The 18,125-nt window shown below is 56.5% G+C and carries 16 protein-coding genes; 9 read left to right on the plus strand and 7 right to left on the minus strand.

Annotated elements, in window-relative coordinates; all coding sequences use genetic code 11:
- Window positions 1–178 precede the first annotated feature (178 nt).
- Window positions 179–1,933: a glycoside hydrolase family 16 protein gene (locus tag EUZ85_RS00495; RefSeq protein ID WP_127973997.1), complete on the plus strand. Its 1,755-nt coding sequence runs from the start codon at window positions 179–181 to the stop codon at window positions 1,931–1,933.
- Window positions 1,934–2,049: 116 nt separating this feature from the next.
- On the opposite strand, the gene EUZ85_RS00500 is transcribed toward EUZ85_RS00495, so the two are convergent.
- Window positions 2,050–2,469 (minus strand): hypothetical protein, encoded by a 420-nt coding sequence (locus EUZ85_RS00500; RefSeq protein WP_127973998.1) that lies wholly within the window; start codon window positions 2,467–2,469, stop codon window positions 2,050–2,052.
- Between the two features lie 480 nt (window positions 2,470–2,949).
- On the opposite strand from EUZ85_RS00500, the gene EUZ85_RS00505 reads away from it, so the two are divergent.
- The 3 genes from EUZ85_RS00505 to EUZ85_RS00515 all read left to right on the plus strand — a co-directional run bounded on the left by EUZ85_RS00505 (window position 2,950) and on the right by EUZ85_RS00515 (window position 4,762).
- On the plus strand, window positions 2,950–3,648 hold the full coding sequence (locus tag EUZ85_RS00505) for an alpha/beta fold hydrolase (RefSeq protein ID WP_127973999.1): 699 nt from the start codon (window positions 2,950–2,952) through the stop codon (window positions 3,646–3,648).
- Window positions 3,649–3,806: 158 nt separating this feature from the next.
- On the plus strand, window positions 3,807–4,358 hold the full coding sequence (locus tag EUZ85_RS00510) for a nucleotidyltransferase family protein (RefSeq protein ID WP_127974000.1): 552 nt from the start codon (window positions 3,807–3,809) through the stop codon (window positions 4,356–4,358).
- 104 nt (window positions 4,359–4,462) lie between these two features.
- Window positions 4,463–4,762 carry a hypothetical protein gene (locus EUZ85_RS00515; RefSeq protein ID WP_127974001.1) on the plus strand — a complete coding sequence of 100 codons (300 nt, stop codon included), beginning with the start codon at window positions 4,463–4,465 and terminating at the stop codon, window positions 4,760–4,762.
- On the opposite strand, the gene EUZ85_RS00520 is transcribed toward EUZ85_RS00515, so the two are convergent.
- A complete protein-coding gene (locus tag EUZ85_RS00520; RefSeq protein WP_127974002.1) occupies window positions 4,763–5,194 on the minus strand; it encodes a DUF3429 domain-containing protein in 432 nt (143 codons plus the stop codon). It abuts the gene before it with no gap.
- 164 nt (window positions 5,195–5,358) lie between these two features.
- Here EUZ85_RS00520 and EUZ85_RS00525 point away from each other — a divergent pair, with 164 nt between their 5' ends.
- On the plus strand, window positions 5,359–7,647 hold the full coding sequence (locus tag EUZ85_RS00525; protein WP_127974003.1) for a DUF255 domain-containing protein: 2,289 nt from the start codon (window positions 5,359–5,361) through the stop codon (window positions 7,645–7,647).
- A 174-nt stretch (window positions 7,648–7,821) separates the two neighbouring features.
- Window positions 7,822–8,799, plus strand: coding sequence for a zinc transporter ZntB (locus EUZ85_RS00530; protein ID WP_127974004.1), 978 nt, complete (start codon window positions 7,822–7,824; stop codon window positions 8,797–8,799).
- Here the strand turns inward: EUZ85_RS00530 and EUZ85_RS00535 are convergent.
- From EUZ85_RS00535 to EUZ85_RS00545, 3 genes are all read right to left on the minus strand, one after another.
- Complete coding sequence (locus EUZ85_RS00535) at window positions 8,796–9,713, minus strand: alpha/beta fold hydrolase (protein ID WP_127974005.1); 918 nt, start codon at window positions 9,711–9,713, stop codon at window positions 8,796–8,798. The two genes, EUZ85_RS00530 and EUZ85_RS00535, sit on opposite strands and share 4 nt — an antisense overlap.
- 151 nt (window positions 9,714–9,864) lie before the next feature.
- A complete protein-coding gene (locus tag EUZ85_RS00540; RefSeq protein ID WP_241566916.1) occupies window positions 9,865–10,551 on the minus strand; it encodes a PspA/IM30 family protein in 687 nt (228 codons plus the stop codon).
- A gap of 63 nt (window positions 10,552–10,614) precedes the next feature.
- Window positions 10,615–10,887, minus strand: coding sequence for a YiaA/YiaB family inner membrane protein (locus EUZ85_RS00545; RefSeq protein ID WP_127974007.1), 273 nt, complete (start codon window positions 10,885–10,887; stop codon window positions 10,615–10,617).
- 236 nt (window positions 10,888–11,123) lie between these two features.
- Between EUZ85_RS00545 and EUZ85_RS00550 the strand changes: the two genes are divergently transcribed.
- Window positions 11,124–12,161, plus strand: a complete 1,038-nt coding sequence (locus tag EUZ85_RS00550) for an efflux RND transporter periplasmic adaptor subunit (protein WP_127974008.1) — start codon at window positions 11,124–11,126, stop codon at window positions 12,159–12,161.
- A 24-nt stretch (window positions 12,162–12,185) separates the two neighbouring features.
- Window positions 12,186–15,302, plus strand: coding sequence for an efflux RND transporter permease subunit (locus tag EUZ85_RS00555; protein WP_127974009.1), 3,117 nt, complete (start codon window positions 12,186–12,188; stop codon window positions 15,300–15,302).
- Here the strand turns inward: EUZ85_RS00555 and EUZ85_RS00560 are convergent.
- Window positions 15,280–16,377, minus strand: a complete 1,098-nt coding sequence (locus tag EUZ85_RS00560) for an EAL domain-containing protein (RefSeq protein ID WP_127974010.1) — start codon at window positions 16,375–16,377, stop codon at window positions 15,280–15,282. The genes EUZ85_RS00555 and EUZ85_RS00560 overlap by 23 nt on opposite strands.
- A gap of 38 nt (window positions 16,378–16,415) precedes the next feature.
- On the minus strand, window positions 16,416–17,141 hold the full coding sequence (locus tag EUZ85_RS00565; RefSeq protein ID WP_127974011.1) for a class I SAM-dependent methyltransferase: 726 nt from the start codon (window positions 17,139–17,141) through the stop codon (window positions 16,416–16,418).
- Window positions 17,142–17,291: 150 nt separating this feature from the next.
- On the opposite strand from EUZ85_RS00565, the gene EUZ85_RS00570 reads away from it, so the two are divergent.
- The gene (locus EUZ85_RS00570) at window positions 17,292–18,125 is read left to right on the plus strand and encodes an AraC family transcriptional regulator (RefSeq protein WP_127974012.1); all 834 of its coding nucleotides are present in this window, start codon (window positions 17,292–17,294) and stop codon (window positions 18,123–18,125) included.

Raw genomic sequence — 18,125 nt, forward strand, 5'->3', positions numbered from 1 at the left:
TCTAACTGTCTTCTAACTCTCCGCCTTATTCCACATGGCCTAACTCAATCCGCCAATCCCACTCCCGGACAGACGTGGTTACAATGAAAGCGCTTTCAAAAAATTATCGGAAGGACGCCGGATCGATCGCACATTAAGGCGCACTGGCTCCGCCGCAAAGCAATTCAGGAGGATGGCCTTGAAGACACGCACACTGACTATCGGGGCGCTGGCCCTGGGCGCGAGCGCCCTGCTTGCGCCCACCACATTCGCCGCGGCCTACAACGCCGGCGTCGCCGCCGCAGGATTCGATGCGGAACAGGCGCAAACCAGCGTGAATCTGCATCCTTACGCAGAGCTGCGCAACTTGCGCGATACTGGAATTTTCACGCTGTATGTGGACGTCATGAAACAGGGACAGGAAAGCCCCGCACACAGCTTTCAATGCCGTACGCCGGAGCTCTCCGCCCGCGCCCAGTTCCGTTGCGACGGCGATTTTCAGGCGGATGAGCCGGGCGCCTATTTCGTTCGCGCCAGAGCGGGCAGCATTCATGCCGGAGATTACTTCAACGGCAATAGCCGCTATCCCGGTCAGCAAGATTCAGCGACGTTGACGCTGGCGGAACCTGAGGCCCCAGTGGATGACCTGATCATCGACGCCTTCGGCGACGCGTCCCGCTACGAAGGCTTACACCAGAATCTGCTCGGCGGCTGGACCGACGACGACGGCAGTCTGCAAAGCGATCAGGTCAGCAACGGCGCACTCAGGTTGATATCCGGAGGGGGCGGCTACTGGTACAGCGTGCTCGCCACAGATACCTGCTTCGACGCATCGCCCTATACACACCTGAAGCTCGCCCTGAGCGCCTCCCAGCGCGCCGATCTGTCCCTTACCCTGCACACCCGCGACGATAGCTGCTCCACCCGTCAGGGAGCCTCACAGGCTGTTAACGTGACAGTGGAGCCCGGCGCTCAAGAGGTGTTGATTCCTCTACAGGACTTCCAGCTCGCCGATCTCAGCAAAGTCCATGCGCTGGTGGCGGATCACCTGCAAAGCGGAGTGGAATACGGTATTGCGGATATCAGTCTGGTATCCCGTGACGATAGCGATGATGGCGACGGCGACGACAATGGCGACCCCGATCCGGGCGCGCCGCAGATCAACGATGAGTTCACTACCAATCAGGGCCAATGGTATTCACGCCGGCAACCCAACGGCGCGGTGGATTTTGGCGCCGTCGACGCCGCGGCGGGGGATAACGCCGCGCTGTCATTGCTGTTCCCGGGCAATCCTGATCTGAACAGCGGCGACAATGCATCGCCGTACTACGCATCCGAAGTAGGCTATAACCAGAAAACCCATTACGGCCGCTACGAGACCCGAGTGAAATTCGCCTCCTGCAGCCCTGGCGAAGAGGCCGTCAACGGCATCTTCATCTACGACAATGACGGCACGGATAAGAACGGCAACGGACTGGCGGACAATACGGAAATCGACATCGAGCTGTTGTGCGGCGAGCCAAACGTACTGTGGCTGACCACCTGGACCGACTACGGCGGCGATAGTGAAAACCAGTTCCGCAAGAAGAGCCGCGCCATCGACATGGCCACTGGCGCATATCGCGAAACGCCGGCTGGCATGGAAGGCACTTACGAAACCGTTCCGGCAGGCGCTCTGCCCAATATCGGACTGCCGGACTTTCCTCGCGCCGACACCTATTACACTGTCGGTTTCGACTGGCATGCCGACCGTATCCGCTGGTACATCAAGCTGGACGGCAAAGAAGTGGCATTGTGGGATATGCGCGACGCGGCGATGGTTCCACAGCGTCCGGCCATCTTCATGCTGAATCTGTGGCATTCGCCCTGGCACTGGTTTGACTACGGTCCAGCGGACTATCCAGCCGCCAATGCGGAGATGAAAGTGGACTACTACCGCTTCACGCCCTTCTGAACCAAAAAGCGACGCCCCGGGGAGCTATCCGCTCCGCGGGGCGTCTTGGTTGAGGTTGTAGTTATTATTTCTGTCGTACAAACACGATTAAAAGGGTTGGCGGTGAATACCCTGACTTACAAGTTTTCCCAATCAAATATATGCGGGGAGTTACTGCTCTCGGAACCGGCGTTACGACCCAGCCAGTTCAGCTCCGTCGCACAGTCCGCATCGCTGGCGCGCACGGGACCATACCACAGACTGGAAATACAGGATTTATCGGCCAGCGCGGATAAAGCGCCGCGCCAATCGGACAACTGCTGAAAACCAACAAAATCACCGGAGCCGGCGAAAGGATCAGACTGACTCCAAGCCGTTCCCACCACACCGGCGCTGGAACTGGATACAAAAGCGGAACTACGCGCTGAATCCGAAGGCGCAATGGAATAGGCGGTGAGGGACAAGCCGGCGGCGAATACCGACGCCAAAAACGCCGGAATATGAGCGGATGTTTTCTTTACAAGCGCACGTCTTTTTAGAATTCTAGAGCACTTCACTGTGTTCGCCCCCTACGCGGGATGAAAAAGAGAGAGATGAAAAAACTATCTCACCCCCTTCGCCACCAGGAACGCGACTGGCTATGAGATAGTTTCTACGTGGCGTTGATCCACGGAGCTACCATAGCGATTGTCTTTAGGGAAAACACTCGGTTAAAGGGTGTAGAGCAATGCGCCTAGCGAGGGAGGGAAAAGGCTTAACACTTGGATAATCCACTCGCTGAAAATCGCGCATAAACGCCCTTCGCCACCGTAAAGACAGCGCTTGAGCGGGCGCTCTTGTGTTAGTGCATCCCGTTGATTATATTTGCTTTTCGCGACCGGCCAGGACAAGTCGGATCGTTATGGCCGTTATGCCTAGGCGTACGCTGGAGATCACCGGCGCAATCGCCCTCAACGGCCTGGATGACGCGAAGTCAGGATAGTGCGTCACGTCAAAAAAATGAAAAAAGACTACTCAATAGGATAAAGGGAACTTAGATGGAACGATCCTATGACTATGCGGATATTGGTGACGTCAGCCTGCGTTATCTGGCGGAGGGTTCAGGCAACGCCACAGTCATTTTCGAGTCTGACCTGGGCGGAGGCATCGATGATTGGGAGCGAGTTCAGCCCCTGATCAGTCTCTTTACCCGCACGCTTTCCTACGACCGCGCCGACCTGCAGAACGCCAACGCCAGCCCCTCCTCAAGAAGCGCCGAAAACATGGTCGCCGATCTGCGCAAACTGCTCCAGGTCGCCGATATCAAGCCTCCCTACATCCTGGTCGGTCATTGCGCCGGCGCCGCCCATATCCGTTACTTCGCGCATAAGTATCCCAATGAAGTCGTCGGCCAGGTGTTTGTGGACGGTTACGACGACGGGAAAGCAGCAGACGATACAGAAAACCATGACGTTCAGGGCGCAACGGAAAGGGGGCAATCCATCCCCTTTCTCAATAACGCGCCAACCAGTATCCTTGTGGGCGACAATCCGCCAGAGACTTCGGCGCAGACGCCGGAACCGAGTCACAGCGACCGCAGGCAATGGATTGAAAGCCATCGCGAGTGGCTGCGGCATATGCCGCAGGCGCGATTCAGGGTGATCGCCAACGCCCGCCGTTATCTTCCGTTATCCCACCCGGACTTTGTGGTGGAGGAGATCAATCGGGTGCTGGCGGACGCTCGACGGGCGCTTTAACGCAGTTGCGGAGATTGCAATGGTTCCCAATGGACAATTTCTCACGCTGCTGTGCAAAACTTTCACGGACGCCGGGGGCCATCTGGAGAGACAATTCGCAGAACGCGTTCTCGCGAACGCCCCGATATCAAACAATAAACAGGAATGGAGTTTGTCATATGGAACAAGACACTATTGTACTGCTGAAAAAAGATTTACTGCGCATGCGTTGTCTGGCCGCCGCCAGATCGCTGGGTCTGAAGGACTGGTATCTTGCAGCAGGATTTCTGCGCAACGCCATCTGGGATCACCTGCACAAGCTTCCCCAGGCCACCCCGCTGAATGATGTTGACCTGGTGTATTTCGACTCCGACGACACCTCAGAAGAACGCGATAAGGAAATCGAAGCCAAACTGAGGAAAATGGTTCCCGGCGTGAAATGGGAAGTGAAAAACCAGGCCAGGATGCATGTACGCAACCAGCATGAGCCCTACCGCGACACCGCCGACGCCATCTCTCACTGGGTGGAAGTGCCGACCTGCGTCGGCGTAAGACTGGAGCATCTGGACAAGTTCAAGTTCACCGCCAAGTTCGGCCTGTTGGAGAACTGGTCCATGCAGGTGCGGCCGAATCCCGACGTGCGTTACGCAGAAGATATCTTCGTCTCCCGCGTGTACGGCAAACGCTGGCACCGCATCTGGCCGATGCTGCAAATTTCCGCTCTGCAATAATCCCATCCTGCGCAGCGCCCTGGCCTAATTCCGCCAGGGCCCGCTATACTGAAGCGTCGCCCGGACACAACTCTTTTTCACGGCGCCGACCCGAGGTAAGCTCCATGCGCAAAATTCTTTTGTTGATTTCCATTTTCACACTTTCTTTCAACTTCAACGCATACGCCAAGGATGACAAAAAGCACGATCTGCCGCCGGGATTACAGAAAAAAGTGGACCGGGGCGGCCAGCTGCCTCCGGGCTGGCAAAAGAAGCTGCATAAGGGCGACATTCTGGATCAGACTGTTTACGACCACGGCGTGATTTACCCCGATGACGATGGCGTCGAAACCGTCTACGTAGAAGACAAGATCATCAAGATTATTAAGTCCACCCGGGAAATCATCGATATTCTGAATCACTGATCAGGCGATCATGACCAGCGCCTGCATGACTGCGGCGCACAGGGTCAGATGACAGCGCATCTGCTGATAATCCGCGCGCCAGTAATCCTCCAGAACGAATCGATCCAATCCGTAAAAGAACAGGAACGCCGCGGCGAGCGTCAATGAGCGCAGGCCGGGCGGCAGCCCTGGCGCCGTCCAGGCCAAAATCAGACAAACGATACTGGCCCACAACAATCGCGATGGCGTAGCCGGCCCTTCTCCCCGCAATCCGATCAACCAGACGCCGCCAGCCATGAACGCCAGCAACGCCATACTGTAGTAGTCGAACATAGACCGCAGTAGCGGGCCCTCCTCGCCGCCGAGAATGCAGGCCACGCCCAGAACCAGCAGCGGCGCAGCGCCCAGAATGGCGCTTATGCGCAAGTATTTTTCACTTTCCCCGGCGATCATGCCTCCCCCCGTAGCCTCCAGACAGGCGAAACGTCGCCCTCCGCACCAGCTTTTACGCTCAAAAATCGGGGAAAGATCAGGGATTATTTTGCATGAAACGGAAGATATGCATTATGTTCAGTAGTGCAGGGCCGTAAGCACTCATCGCCACAAAGGAAAGACCTATGTCAGCCAGTGATCCGTTGCAACTCGCCCGGGCCGGCAAACAAGGCAGTTACGCTGTGCGCACCCGTTACCGGCGTCGAGACGGAATTCCCGTCTATACCAACCACCTGATACTGGAAGGCTCGCCCTACCTGCTGCAGCACGCCCATAACCCCGTGAACTGGCGCGCCTGGAACGACGAGACCTTCGCCCTCGCCAAAGCGGAGAACAAACCGATTTTTCTCTCTATCGGCTACAGCACCTGCCACTGGTGCCATGTCATGGAGGAAGAGAGCTTCGACAATGAAGAGGTAGCGCAAACTCTCAACCGCTACTTCATCCCCATCAAAGTGGACCGGGAACAGCGGCCCGATCTGGATGAGATTTATATGACCGCCGTGCAAATCATTACCGGGCATGGCGGCTGGCCCATGTCGACCTTTCTCACCCCGGAGGGAAAACCGTTCTTCGGCGGCACTTATTTCCCCCGCCCTCGTTTCATCAGCCTCCTGCAACGGGTGCATGAGCTGTGGGTGGAGCAGCAGGAGAACTTGCTTGAGCAAGGACAGCGGCTGGCGGACGCCGTCAGCGTTTACCTCAGACCAAAGCCGATTTCGGAAACCCTGGCGGAAAAGCTGGTCGATACTGCGGTAGAGAAACTGATTGGCTATAGCGATCGCGAATGGGGCGGCTTCGGCAGCGAACCCAAGTTTCCCCAGGAACCCAACCTTCTGTTTCTGCTCGACATCATTGAGCGCGATTCCCGACCGCTGGACCGACAACCCGCCTGGAGCGTGGTAAAAAGCACCCTGGACGCGCTGCTCGCCGGCGGTATTTACGATCAGGCAGGCGGCGGCTTTCACCGTTACGCGGTGGATCAACGCTGGCAGGTTCCTCACTTTGAAAAGATGCTTTACAACCAGGCGCAGTTGGCGCGCTGCTACGCCCGCGCCTACAACCTGAGTCAAGATCCTGAGTATTTTAGGGTATGCCGGGAAACCCTGGATTACGTCCTCAGAGAAATGCGCTCTCCAGAAGGTGTGTTTTATTCCGCCACTGATGCCGACAGCGAAGGCGAGGAAGGCAGATATTTCGTATGGAGCTACCAGGACCTGAGCCAGCTTCTCGACACACCCGCTCTGGCGCTCGCGGAACAGGTCTATGGCGTCACCCGCAAAGGCAATTTTGGAGGCGCCAATATTCTGCATCTGCCCTGCTCTCTACAGGAAAGCGCAGCGATGCTGAATCTGACTTACGAGGAATTACTGCAGCAACTGGCGGGTCTGAAAGCCACCTTGCTTCAGGCCAGAAGCCAGCGCGTTCCGCCTTTGCGCGATGACAAAGTGATCACGGAGTGGAACGGCATGATGATCGCCGCGCTGGCTGAAACCGCCGCCGTCACCGGCATCAGCGCTTACGGAGACGCCGCTGTCATCGCCGCGAACCAGTTATGGCGCAGCCAGCGTGGGGAAGACGGCCTGTTCCATCGCATCAGCCTGGACAATCTGCCCAGCGACGACGCGCTGCTGGAGGATTACGTGCATTACATGGAAGGACTGCTGCAGTTGTACGACTACACCCATGACCACCTTTGGCTGGAGCGCATGGAGGCGTTGGCGACCACATTGGAAGAGCAGTTTCTGGACGCCGAGCAGGGCGGATTTTTCATCACCCCCAAGAATGCCCAAGGTCCACTGCTGGTGCGCAGCAAGCATTGCGGCGACAACGCCACGGTCAGTGGCAATTCGCAATTAGCGTCAGTGTTGGCGGCGCTGCGCCTGCGCACTGGCGACCTTAACGTACAACGCATGGCGGAAAATCAGATCGCCGCTTTCACCGGGCAAATCAACCGCCATCCTTTGTCAGCGCCCGTGTTTCTGAAAGGCCTCAACGAATGGCTGACGCCCAATCCAGTTAATCTGCAATACGCGGCGTCCGGCCAGATGTGGGCCACCGCGGCGGTGAAGGAGTACAAGGAAGATCACTTGCTGGAAGTACAACTGGATATTCACATGAGCGAGGGCTGGCGCATTCAAAGCCATAGCTGCCCCGCTCCCGATGGTCGCCGCACACAAGTGGAGTTGCTGTCGCACACTGATCACGACCTGCTGGATATACGTTATCCTGCGGGACGCATCTGGACAGACACAGGTGAAAACAATGCCTTGGAAGTCTATGACGAACACTGTCGCGTTGAGCTGACATTGCGTCGCTCCACACGCTCGCCGGTGCGGCTGGCCCTGCATTTCCAGACCTGCAACGAACAGGTTTGCCATCGTCCGCACACGCTCAACTTCAGTCTTTGGTGAGCCGCCCGGTGAAAAGACGCAGGCATCTTGACCGATTGCGCCTGATGGGGAGGGCATCTAGTCTTAGCAAAAGCGTTACCGGCTCTATGCAACCCGCTTCAAGTTAAGGTTTAATCCGGCGAATGCTTATCCAATGAACATTTTCCCGATCAACCTTAAAGGAAGGAAGAGACGGTGACTGACTCCCATCCTATTATTCACGCATTTCAACTGGACGGCGGCGGCAGCGCCACGCCCATCCCCGTGGAAGGAGCCGCCGAGGCGGCGCAGGACAAATCCCGCCTGACGTGGTTACACATCAATGTGTTGAATCCGGGCGCGCTTAATTTACTGGAAAACCAGCTCGGCCTGGACTGGATCATCGCCGAGGCGCTGATGGCCGACGAAACCCGTCCCCGGATGATGGAGCTGAATGAGGGGGTGTTGATCATTCTGCGCGGCGTCAACCTGAACCAGGGGGCGGAGCCGGAAGACATGGTGTCGCTGCGCGCCTGGATCACCGAATACGGCGTCATCAGCGCCGGGCGCCGGCAACTGAAGGCGACGGCGGATATTATCGAAAAGCTGGAACAGAATATGGGGCCTTGCGGCGCCGGCGAATGGCTCACGGAAATGTGCGTGGAGCTTTATGACCACATGCAAAGCGCCGTCACCACACTGAACGAAACCACTGACGATCTGGAAGACCGGGTGCTGGTGTCTCAGGACGAATCCATTCGCGAATCCATTATTTCGACCCGCAAACGGGCGATTGTGTTCCGGCGCTATATCTCGCCGCAGCGGGATGTAATCGCCCGGCTGCAAACTTCGGAACTGTATTGGATCAGCGCCAACGACAAGCGCAGACTGACGGAAGTGATGGACTGGCTGACCCGCTACGTGGAGGATCTGGACGCCATCCGCGAGCGCTCTCAGGTCATTAAGGATGAGCTGGCGGCGGCCATGAATGACCGCCTGAACCGTCACCTGTATCTGCTCTCCATTGTCGCCGCAGTATCCCTGCCGCTGGGCCTGCTCACCGGCCTGTTCGGCATCAATATCGGCGGCATGCCGGGCGTGGATGACGGCAATGCGTTCTGGTTATTCTCCGCCCTGTTGGGACTCCTACTGGTACTGGAGATCGTCTATCTACGCAAGAAAGGCTGGATTTAGCCGACAGATCGCGCATGTTCGATGACTTTTTGGGCCAGTTTCGGCAATAAAGGCAGCGGCAGATCATGCCCCCAACCGGGGATCATCTCTAACCTGGCGTGGGCGATGCTTTGTTTCAGCATCTGCCCATTCCTGGGTTTCATCAATGGGTCCGCTGAGCCATGCAAAATCAGCGTAGGCATGGTGATGCTTCGCGCCAGCTTTTCCAGACTGCCGGTGGCGAGTATCGCACGCATCTGCCGAACAATGCCTTTGGGGCGATAGCTACGCTGATAATCTCTGGCGATGCGCTGCAGAATACGTTCTTTCGGCGTTGGGAAGGACGGACTTTGCACCGTTTCCCAGAACGCGACGCCTCGTCTCAGCGCGGCTTCCTGGTGGTGTCCGCGCACGCCGCCGCCGTTTATGCGCCATAGCGTGCCGAGATCAGGCATGGGTTGTTTGGGGCTATTGTTGGAAGTCATCATCAAAGTCAGAGACTTGATCCGCTGCGGCTGCCGCGCCGCGACAATCTGCGAAATCATTCCTCCCATGGAGACGCCCACCAGATGGGCGCGTTCAATCTTCAATGCATCGAGCAACGCAATGGCGTCATCCGCCATGTCGTAAAGAGTATAGGAAGCTGTGACCGGCAACCCCAGCTTGGAGCGCACAAAGTCCACCGGCACCGGAACCCGATGGGGGCACTCGATTTCTGAGGAATGGCCGATATCCCGGTTATCAAGCCGGATCAGACGATAGCCCGCTTCAACCAGGGGCTCCAGAAACTCCGGCGGCCAGGCCGTCATCTGACAGGCGAGTCCCATGATGAGCAACATTGGCTCGCCATCAGGATCGCCCAGTTCTTCGTAACAAATCTGAATGGAGTTTACCTTGAGGTACTGCTCCCGGGGGTGGTAATACGCGTGGGTCATGGTCCGTACAATCGTAAAGCCGCTGTCTCAGCCTTCATTAAAGGTCAGGCAATCATATACGGGAAATTAAGGGTAATTGATTAACTTTCCAAGTTTTAACGCAAAAAACCGCGCAAAATGCGCGGTTCATTACTGTTGATGTCACCCACTGTCAGGCTGATTTTTTACGAATGCGATCCAGCACGGCGTCCGCCTCGGTTCTGGGTCCAATGCCCGCTTTTCGCAACTTATCCTCCAGACCGTCGTCATTCAGCCCTTCATCCAGCTGCTCCATGGCGTGTTTCATATCATCGAAGCGCTCCTGACGGTCTCGAATGCGCTGCAGGGAATCCTGCATATCGCTGATGCGCGATCCCATGGAATTGGCGCGAACGGCCAAGGAAGCCGTCGCTTGCTGCGTGCTCTGCGTGGCCTGCACCATGCGCAGCTCACGTCGATAGTTTTGAATACTCTGGGCTGCGGATTGCAGACTCAGGCGTAACTTTCTCTCATGCTCTCCCAGCTTTTCCGACGCCTTGCGCTCATCCGCCAGCGTTTTTTCCTGGTCCGCAATGACAGTGGCGAGTTCATGAGCCAGATCCTCCAATCCCTTTTCCAGCGCCTGACCGGCTTGCGTTTCCTTTTCCGCCAGATATCTGGCGCGACGGGCGATACCGCGCTCCAAGCGCATTTTTTCCGCCATGACCCGGGCCAGATCGTGTTTGGCCTGCCCCATGGCGCACTCGCATTCATAGATTTCCTGTTCAAAGATGCGGATAGCGTTCGCGTCCACCACCCGCTCCGCGCTCTCACGCGTGGCGCCGCGTACGGCGGTCATCATTTTTTGTACGTAAAACATATAAAGCACCTCGTGATTCATAAGTCGTCTCTGGCGGACGGGTTGCGGCCTGCTTGCATCCGGTTACTCGGCATAGTCCCGCAGCATTTGGTTGGTTCTGGCTTCATTGATCTTGTGGATAAGGCGATGGGATTCATGTTCATCGCGCATGGTTTTAGACAGCGTGATAGTCGAGCTGATGAGAAACAGCGTACTGATGCTGAAATAACCTTTGATTAGCAAATCCACTGGCATGAAAAAGATGCCGGCGGCCACCGCAGCCAGCGCGATGACGAAAGAAGACTTCACGTAAAACAACCAACCTTTGGAGTTACTCTGTATTTCTTCAACTGTCATGAGTTGTCTCTCTGTGTGATCCGATGTCCCGCTCACTCTGCTGACGCCCCCGCTATTTTTGAATCTAAATCTGAATGGGTGCTGAATGACCGCCTCCAAGTATCGCGATTCGATACCTTCGTTAAAAAACAGCACTCCTGATCCAGATATCACACCTTCACTCACCCAAATGTTGACACTGAATATTTTGCAAACCTAAAATGTTTACACATAAAACATAAACAAGGATCACCTCCATGCGCCCTCTTTACCATGCCGTGACCTTCTCTCTGGCGACGCTGATCTATGGCGTTACGCCTGTGGCCGCCGCAGACGAGCCTGTTGTGCATACGGAAACCGTTCGTCTGGAAACCTATACCCTCCCCATAGAAACCAGCGGCGTCCTCGCCAATCAATCGGAACAAACGCTGTCCTTTAAAACACCGGGGATCGTGGCGAAAATCGCCGTGAAAGAGGGTCAGAGAGTGCGTGCAGGGGAGCAAATCGCCATCCTCGACAGAGAGGAAATCGCCGCGGAAGTGGCGCAGGCGGAGGCTTACCGTGACGACGCCCGCCGCAATCTGGAGCGATTCAATAAGCTGTACGGCAGCAAGGTCGCCCCGCTGGAGCAGGTGCAATCCGCCGAAACCGCCTTGCGCGTGGCGAGCGCCCGTCTCAAAGTCGCCCAATTCAATTTCAAGCATTCTGAAATTCTCGCTCCCAGCGATGGCGTCGTGCTGCGCCGTCTGATTGAGCCCAATGAACTGGTGAGCGCGCAGCGCCCCGCATTTGTCTTCGCTCAGGAAAATGCGGGATGGGTTATTCGCGTTGGCGTCAGCGACAAAGAAATCGTGCGTCTAAGAGAGGGAGACAAGGCGGAGGTGCGCTTGGACGCTTATCCCGGTCAGGCCCTGAGTGGGGACGTTTACGAAACCGCAGCGAAAGCCAGTCCTGGCAGCGGTGTTTTCGAAGTGGAAGTGCGTCTGCATCCCCATGAGACGCGACTGTTATCGGGCATGGTTGCGCGCGTGACGCTGACGCCCAAAGCGGAGGAGCAATTGGTGATGATACCGCTTAGCGCCATCATCAGCGCCGGTGGTAAAAATGCGGAGGTTTTCGTACTGGACGCCAATAATCGCGCTCACCGCCGCCGTATCGTATTGCGTGACTTTTCCGCGTCTCAGGTCGCTGTGGCCCATGGCCTGAAGGCGGGGGAAACACTGGTCACTCGCGGCGCCACCGGGCTGGTGGAAGGCATGCTGGCGACGCCTGTCGCGCTTGCTTCCAATCCCTGACTTATCTAACCGGAGTATCCCGCCATGCGCCTGCCGGAATTAGCGATTCGCAACCACGCCTTCGCCTGGGTCGCCGTGTTACTTTTGCTTGGCCTCGGCCTGGTTTCCTTTCTCACCATGCCGCGTTCTGAAGATCCACAATTCGACTTCCCCACCACTCTCACCACCGTTCTGTATCCTGGCGCGACGCCCGTGGACATGGAGCGCCTGGTGGTCGATCCCATTGAAGACGCCATCAACGAATTGGAGGATCTGAAGTCGGTTTACACGGAGATCGAAGACGGCTTGGTGCTGGTGCGCACGGAGTTTTTGTACGGCAGCGACCCGGAGGACAAGTTTGAGGATGTCGTCGGGGCCATCCAAAGCATTCGCAGCGAGTTACCCCCTGATCTTGCCCGTCTGAACACGGAAAAATTATCGCCAGCGGATGTCAATATTCTGCAGATCGCGCTGGTTTCCAACTCTGCGTCTACCAAAGAGTTCAAATACTATGCGGAGCGTTTGGAGACCCGTCTGGAAAGAGTCCCAGGCGTCAAACGCGTTGACGTAAAAGGGCTGGCGAATCTGGAAGTGCAGGTGAAAGCGGATTGGGTATTGTTGCGGCGTCATGGCGTGTCACTGGACGAACTGGCGGAAGGGGTGCGCAGAGCAGCGCAAAATCTGCCCGGCGGATACGTCAACGGCGACGACCGTCGTTTCAACGTTCGCACCAGTGGCGATTATAAAGACATTACGACGCTGGCCCGCACCGTCGTCCGCACGCGCGACGATCATGCAGTTTATATTGGAGACTTGGCGGATATCCGCCTGCAAGACGGCGCGCCCACCTACAGCGCCCGCTATCAAGGCGAGCCCGCCGTTTTCATTACTGTAGTGCAGCGTAAAGGCAGCAATATTTTCGATGTCATGGCGGGCGTGAAAAGCACGCTCACCGCCTTCTCTGAAGAGCTGCCGGAAACTTTCCAGACGTATCTCGCCCATGATCAGAGCGTGAGCGTCAACGAACGGGTCGACGGCTTCTTCGAAAACCTTTGGCAGGGCCTGTTGTTGGTCGCCGTTGTAGTACTGACGTCTCTGGGCGCGCGCGCTGCTTTCGTTATCGTACTGGCGATCCCTTTTTCCATCCTCATCGGATTGGGATGGCTGGACCTGACCGGCTTTGGTTTACAGCAAATGTCCATCGTTGGGCTGGTGATCGCTCTCGGTTTGCTGGTGGACAACGCCATCGTCGTCACGGAAAACGTGGAGCGTTATCTGCGCCAGGGCGACAGCCGGGAGGACGCCGCCATTAAAGGGACTTCACAAGTGGGTTGGGCGGTAGTCAGCGGCACCGTCACCACCGTGCTGGCGTTTCTGCCGATCCTGTTACTGCAGAGCGGCTCCGGTACATTTATTCGCTCAATGCCTGTTACTGTCATCCTGACGCTGGCCGCCTCCCTGCTGATCGCCCTGACCATAACGCCGCTTCTCGCCAGTCGCTTTCTCAAAAGCGGCGCAACCTCCTCCGCGCCGGGGTGGTTATTGCTCTCACTGACAAACTTCGCAGACGGGCCTTACGCTCGCGGTCTGGCGTGGAGTCTGCGCCGGCCATGGCTGGTGTTGGTTGTTTCCGTGCTGTTTCTGGCGGGAGCCATGTCTCTGTTCGGTCATGTGGGAGTGAGTCTGTTTCCCAAAGCGGAGAAATCTATGATTCTGGTGAACGTAGAAACACCAGAGGGCTCCACCTTCGAATCCACTCGCAAAGCCGCCCAGGAAATAGAGCAAAACCTGATGGAGCAGCCTGGCGTCAGCGCCGTCGCCACGAATATCGGTAAAAGTAATCCACGGGTTTACTACAACACCATGGACAGCAAACAGCAGCCCAATTACGCACAGTTACTGGTGCAGCTGACTCCTCGGCCATACCAAGAGATTGAGCAGTGGGTGAGCGAGCAGCGTGAACACTACAAGACATTCGCTGACGCTCAGGTGCGCTTTAAGGAGTTTCATCAAGGTCCGCCCGTGCAGGCGCCCATCACCATTCGCGTCACCGGAGACAATATAGAACATCTGCGACAGGCGGCTCAGGATGTCAGCGACATCATCGCCAATGCAGACGGGGCCATTAACGTGGACGCTCCTATCAGTCGCCACAAGGTGGATCTTCGCGTCAACATCAACCGCGACAAAGCGGCGTTTCATCATGTCAGTCTGGACGCCATCGACCGCACCGTACGTGGAGGTCTGGTGGGGCTGAATGTGGGTTCGTTGCGGGATGACGAAGGGGAAGACTATCCGATTATCGTCACCGCCCGAGAGCGCGCAGAGCCTGAGCTGGATCAGTTTCAGCGCATGATGGTCGCCAACGCGGAAGGCGTGCTGACGCCGCTCATTCAGGTCGCAGATGTTGAGCTGGAAACTGCCGTACCCAAGTTCCAGCACTATAACCTGGAGCGTATGGCGATGGTGACTGCGGACGTCAAACCCGGGTATCAGACCGAGGCCGTTACCAACGCGATCGTCGACAAACTGGACGCTTACTCCTGGCCACAAGGCGTGCACTATACCGTGGGCGGCGAGCAGGAAAACCGCAAGGAGTCATTCGGCGGCATGGCGAAGGCTTTGCTGGTAGCGATCATCGGCATCTTCGCCGTACTGGTGATGCAGTTCCGCTCTTTCTCACAGCCGTTGATCATTTTCGCCGCCTTGCCCTTCGCCATTATCGGGGCGATTCTGGGCCTCTATTTAACGGGCAATACCTTCTCGTTCACCGCCTTTGTAGGACTCACCTCACTGGTAGGCATAGTCGTCAACAATTCTATTATTCTGGTGGATTACGCCAACCAGATTCGCGCGGAAGGCGCGGATGTCAGCGAGGCGATGACGCTATCCGCCCGAACTCGCTTGATTCCAATCTTATTAACGTCGCTGACCACGATTGGAGGGCTTCTTCCCCTGACTCTCACCGGATCATCGATGTGGGCGCCCATGGGCTGGACAATTATTGGCGGACTCACCACTTCAACATTGCTGACGTTATTTGTGGTGCCAGTTCTGTATCGCCTGTTTGAAGGTTCCGGCAGACAGGTCAAAACCACGCACGATACGCAGGACAATCAACGGGATGGGCAAGCAATGACTACTTATTCAGCCACTCAGTGATGGGCATGGGGTAACCGAAGGCAAATCCCTGGATAAGATCGAAATTCATGCGCTGGCAAACCACCGCCTCTTCTTTGGAGCCGACGCCTTCCGCCAGCGCCTTCACTCCCATCTTGTGCACCATGGACACCAACAGCTCCAACAACTCCTGACGCTGAGGCGATTTGTGAATATTGCGAATCAGCGCGATATCAAACTTCACTACATCCGGCGGGGCTTCCGCCAATTCAACCAGACGCGCCTGACCAGCGCCGAAATCGTCATAAGCCAGACCAATTCCCATCGTACGGATTTCTTTGGCGAGGGCCTGAATCACCATAAAATTAGTGACCGCCTGCTCATGAATCTCTAACACCAGCTCCACATTGGGATGGGTCTTGCGCACGTGCTCCAGTGTGGCCAGCAAACGTGGACCATCCAATAACTCTTGCGGGTGGGTGTTCACAAACAACGGCAGTTTCAGTTTATGATCGGCGGCGTCTTTAATGCCGATTACGCGGAACAGCTCGCTGAGTTCCACCGCCATATCAACACTCTCAGCAATGTTGAACAACGGCCCCGGACTGGGCAACAGATTCGGATGCGCGCCTCTTCCCAACAGCTCGTAGGCGACCGCTTTGCCCTTGATGTCGACGATAGGTTGAAAGACGGCGTTCACCAGCGTTTGAGCGATCAGTTCCTTCAGGTCTCTAGCGCCCAAGGGTATGCGCTGCGACAGGTCGCCTTGCATCACCATGGTGGAATAGGTGGACTCCGTGGGTGTGGGCGGACGGTCTTCTTCATCCACCACACGCGCTTCGATGTGAGCGAAATGGATGACGTCTCCGCTGCAAACCGGGGTCACTTGATTGATGCGACAGTGATTAACGAAAGTGCCGTTGGTGGAGGACAAATCGCGGACAAACAGCTGCCCTTCCTCTTGATGGAACTCTGCGTGCTGCCGGGATACGTCGGTGGCGTCTATGGTGAAACTGACGTTGTCACTGCGACCGACAACAAACGGAAACTCCCTGACCGGTAGACGCTTTAATTGATTACCCTGGCCTGAATAACATTCCAGATACCAACGTGTCACCGGTGTTTACCTCACAAACAACAGGCTTCCGAGCGGATTCACGTACACGACCTCCCCGGGCGAAATGCTTGAACGCGATTATCATAATTGTGGCCCATAATCCCTATTAGTAAAGGAGATAATGGTGAAACAGTGTAAACCGCCCGACAGTCGCCATTATCCCCGAAAGCCCGGTATGAAAGGCGCTCAGCCCTGTCGCCTGTAACATTGGTAAAGGTGACAAAGCACTTCCCCCCCTGAGTAGGGACAGTTCTAAAGTCCGTAAATCCCGCTTGCTCCAGGGCGCTTTGCAGCGCTTCCTCACTCAAAGCGGAACGGTCTGTCACGTCTGCATCCTCTGCAAGGATCAACCGCCCACCTGGGCGGATTACGCGCGCAGCCTCAGTCAGCCCCGCCGGTATATCGCGCCAATGATGCAGGGTATTCACCGCCCAGGCGATATCTATGGAGGCATTCGCCAACGGGAGTGATTCCGCTGCGCCCGCCAGATACTCAATCGATGCGGCGTTACCCTTATGTTCCTTGGCGAATTGCAGCATCAACGGAGTGGGTTCTACGCCCACCAGACGCCCCCTCGTCACCACCGCGGAGGCCAACCGTAACGCCTGCCCGCCGCCGCAACCAATATCCAGTACGCAGCTATCCGGCTTTAAGTCCGCCGCCTCCACCACAAACTCGTTGCTTGGCCACTCACTGTAGTTTTCACAATACCAGCGCGTGACCGCCTCATCCCATTCAGGTTGATGATGATTGCTCTCCGACATATTCGCTTATCCCTTGGTTGAACACTCGAATGATGTTAAACGCCGCAAGCGCCTCGATGCAGAGCGGAACATGGGAATAAATCGGCTGATATTTAGATTTATTGCTGGATAAACTACGCTGGAAAAACATAAATCGGCTATATTCGTCCCATGCACGCAACACAACCCATCGCTGTCGAACACGGCGTCATGAGCTTTAACGAACACAGTGAAGAGGCGTCACACGCCGAACACGTTTTATCCCTTATTCTGGATGGCAACGCCCGCATCAGGCACGGCGATGACATTACTCTGGGCGCGGGAGTCGTCACTCTGGTTCCTGCCGGCATGCCTCACCGCTTACTGTCGGCGGACAACTTGGAAGCCTGGTGGCTGGGTTTCTGCGCCGGTTGCCTGGATATCGATGAAACCCACCCCTTGATGTCCCCTTTCAAACGGGTCCGCTCGGGCATGCCGCCCATGATCACCGTAGAACCCGCAAGGCGGGAGCGTTTGCTGTTTCTTTTTGCGGATCTGCGCGAGGAATGTCAGCGCAACACGCCAGAAACCGGCATTGTCACGCGCTGTCTGCTGCTGTTGATCTTATCGGAAGTTAATCGCGCCATGCGGACGGATGCGCCAAGCGCGGCGCCACTTACGGACAGTCTGACAACGCGGGCGCTGGAATATATTCAAAGCCACTGTCTGGAGAAGATATCTTTGCAGGATGTCGCCGCAGCGGTACATCGCACGCCGGCTCATGTCGCCGCAGCGGTCAAGAAGTCTACGGGCTTTTCCGTCGGAGAGTGGATTACCCGCAACAAGTTGCAGGCGGCCAGCCTGAAGCTGGCGCACACGGGGGAATCAGTAGAGAAAATCGCCGTCAGTGTGGGATGGGGCGACGTCACCCATTTCATCAGGCAGTTTAAAAAGCACTATGGCTCCACACCCGCCGCCTGGCGCAAGCAGGTCAGAGCCAATCATCGTACGGAGGAGACGGTTTAG

The organism is Hahella sp. KA22 (assembly GCF_004135205.1).
Lineage (GTDB): Bacteria > Pseudomonadota > Gammaproteobacteria > Pseudomonadales > Oleiphilaceae > Hahella.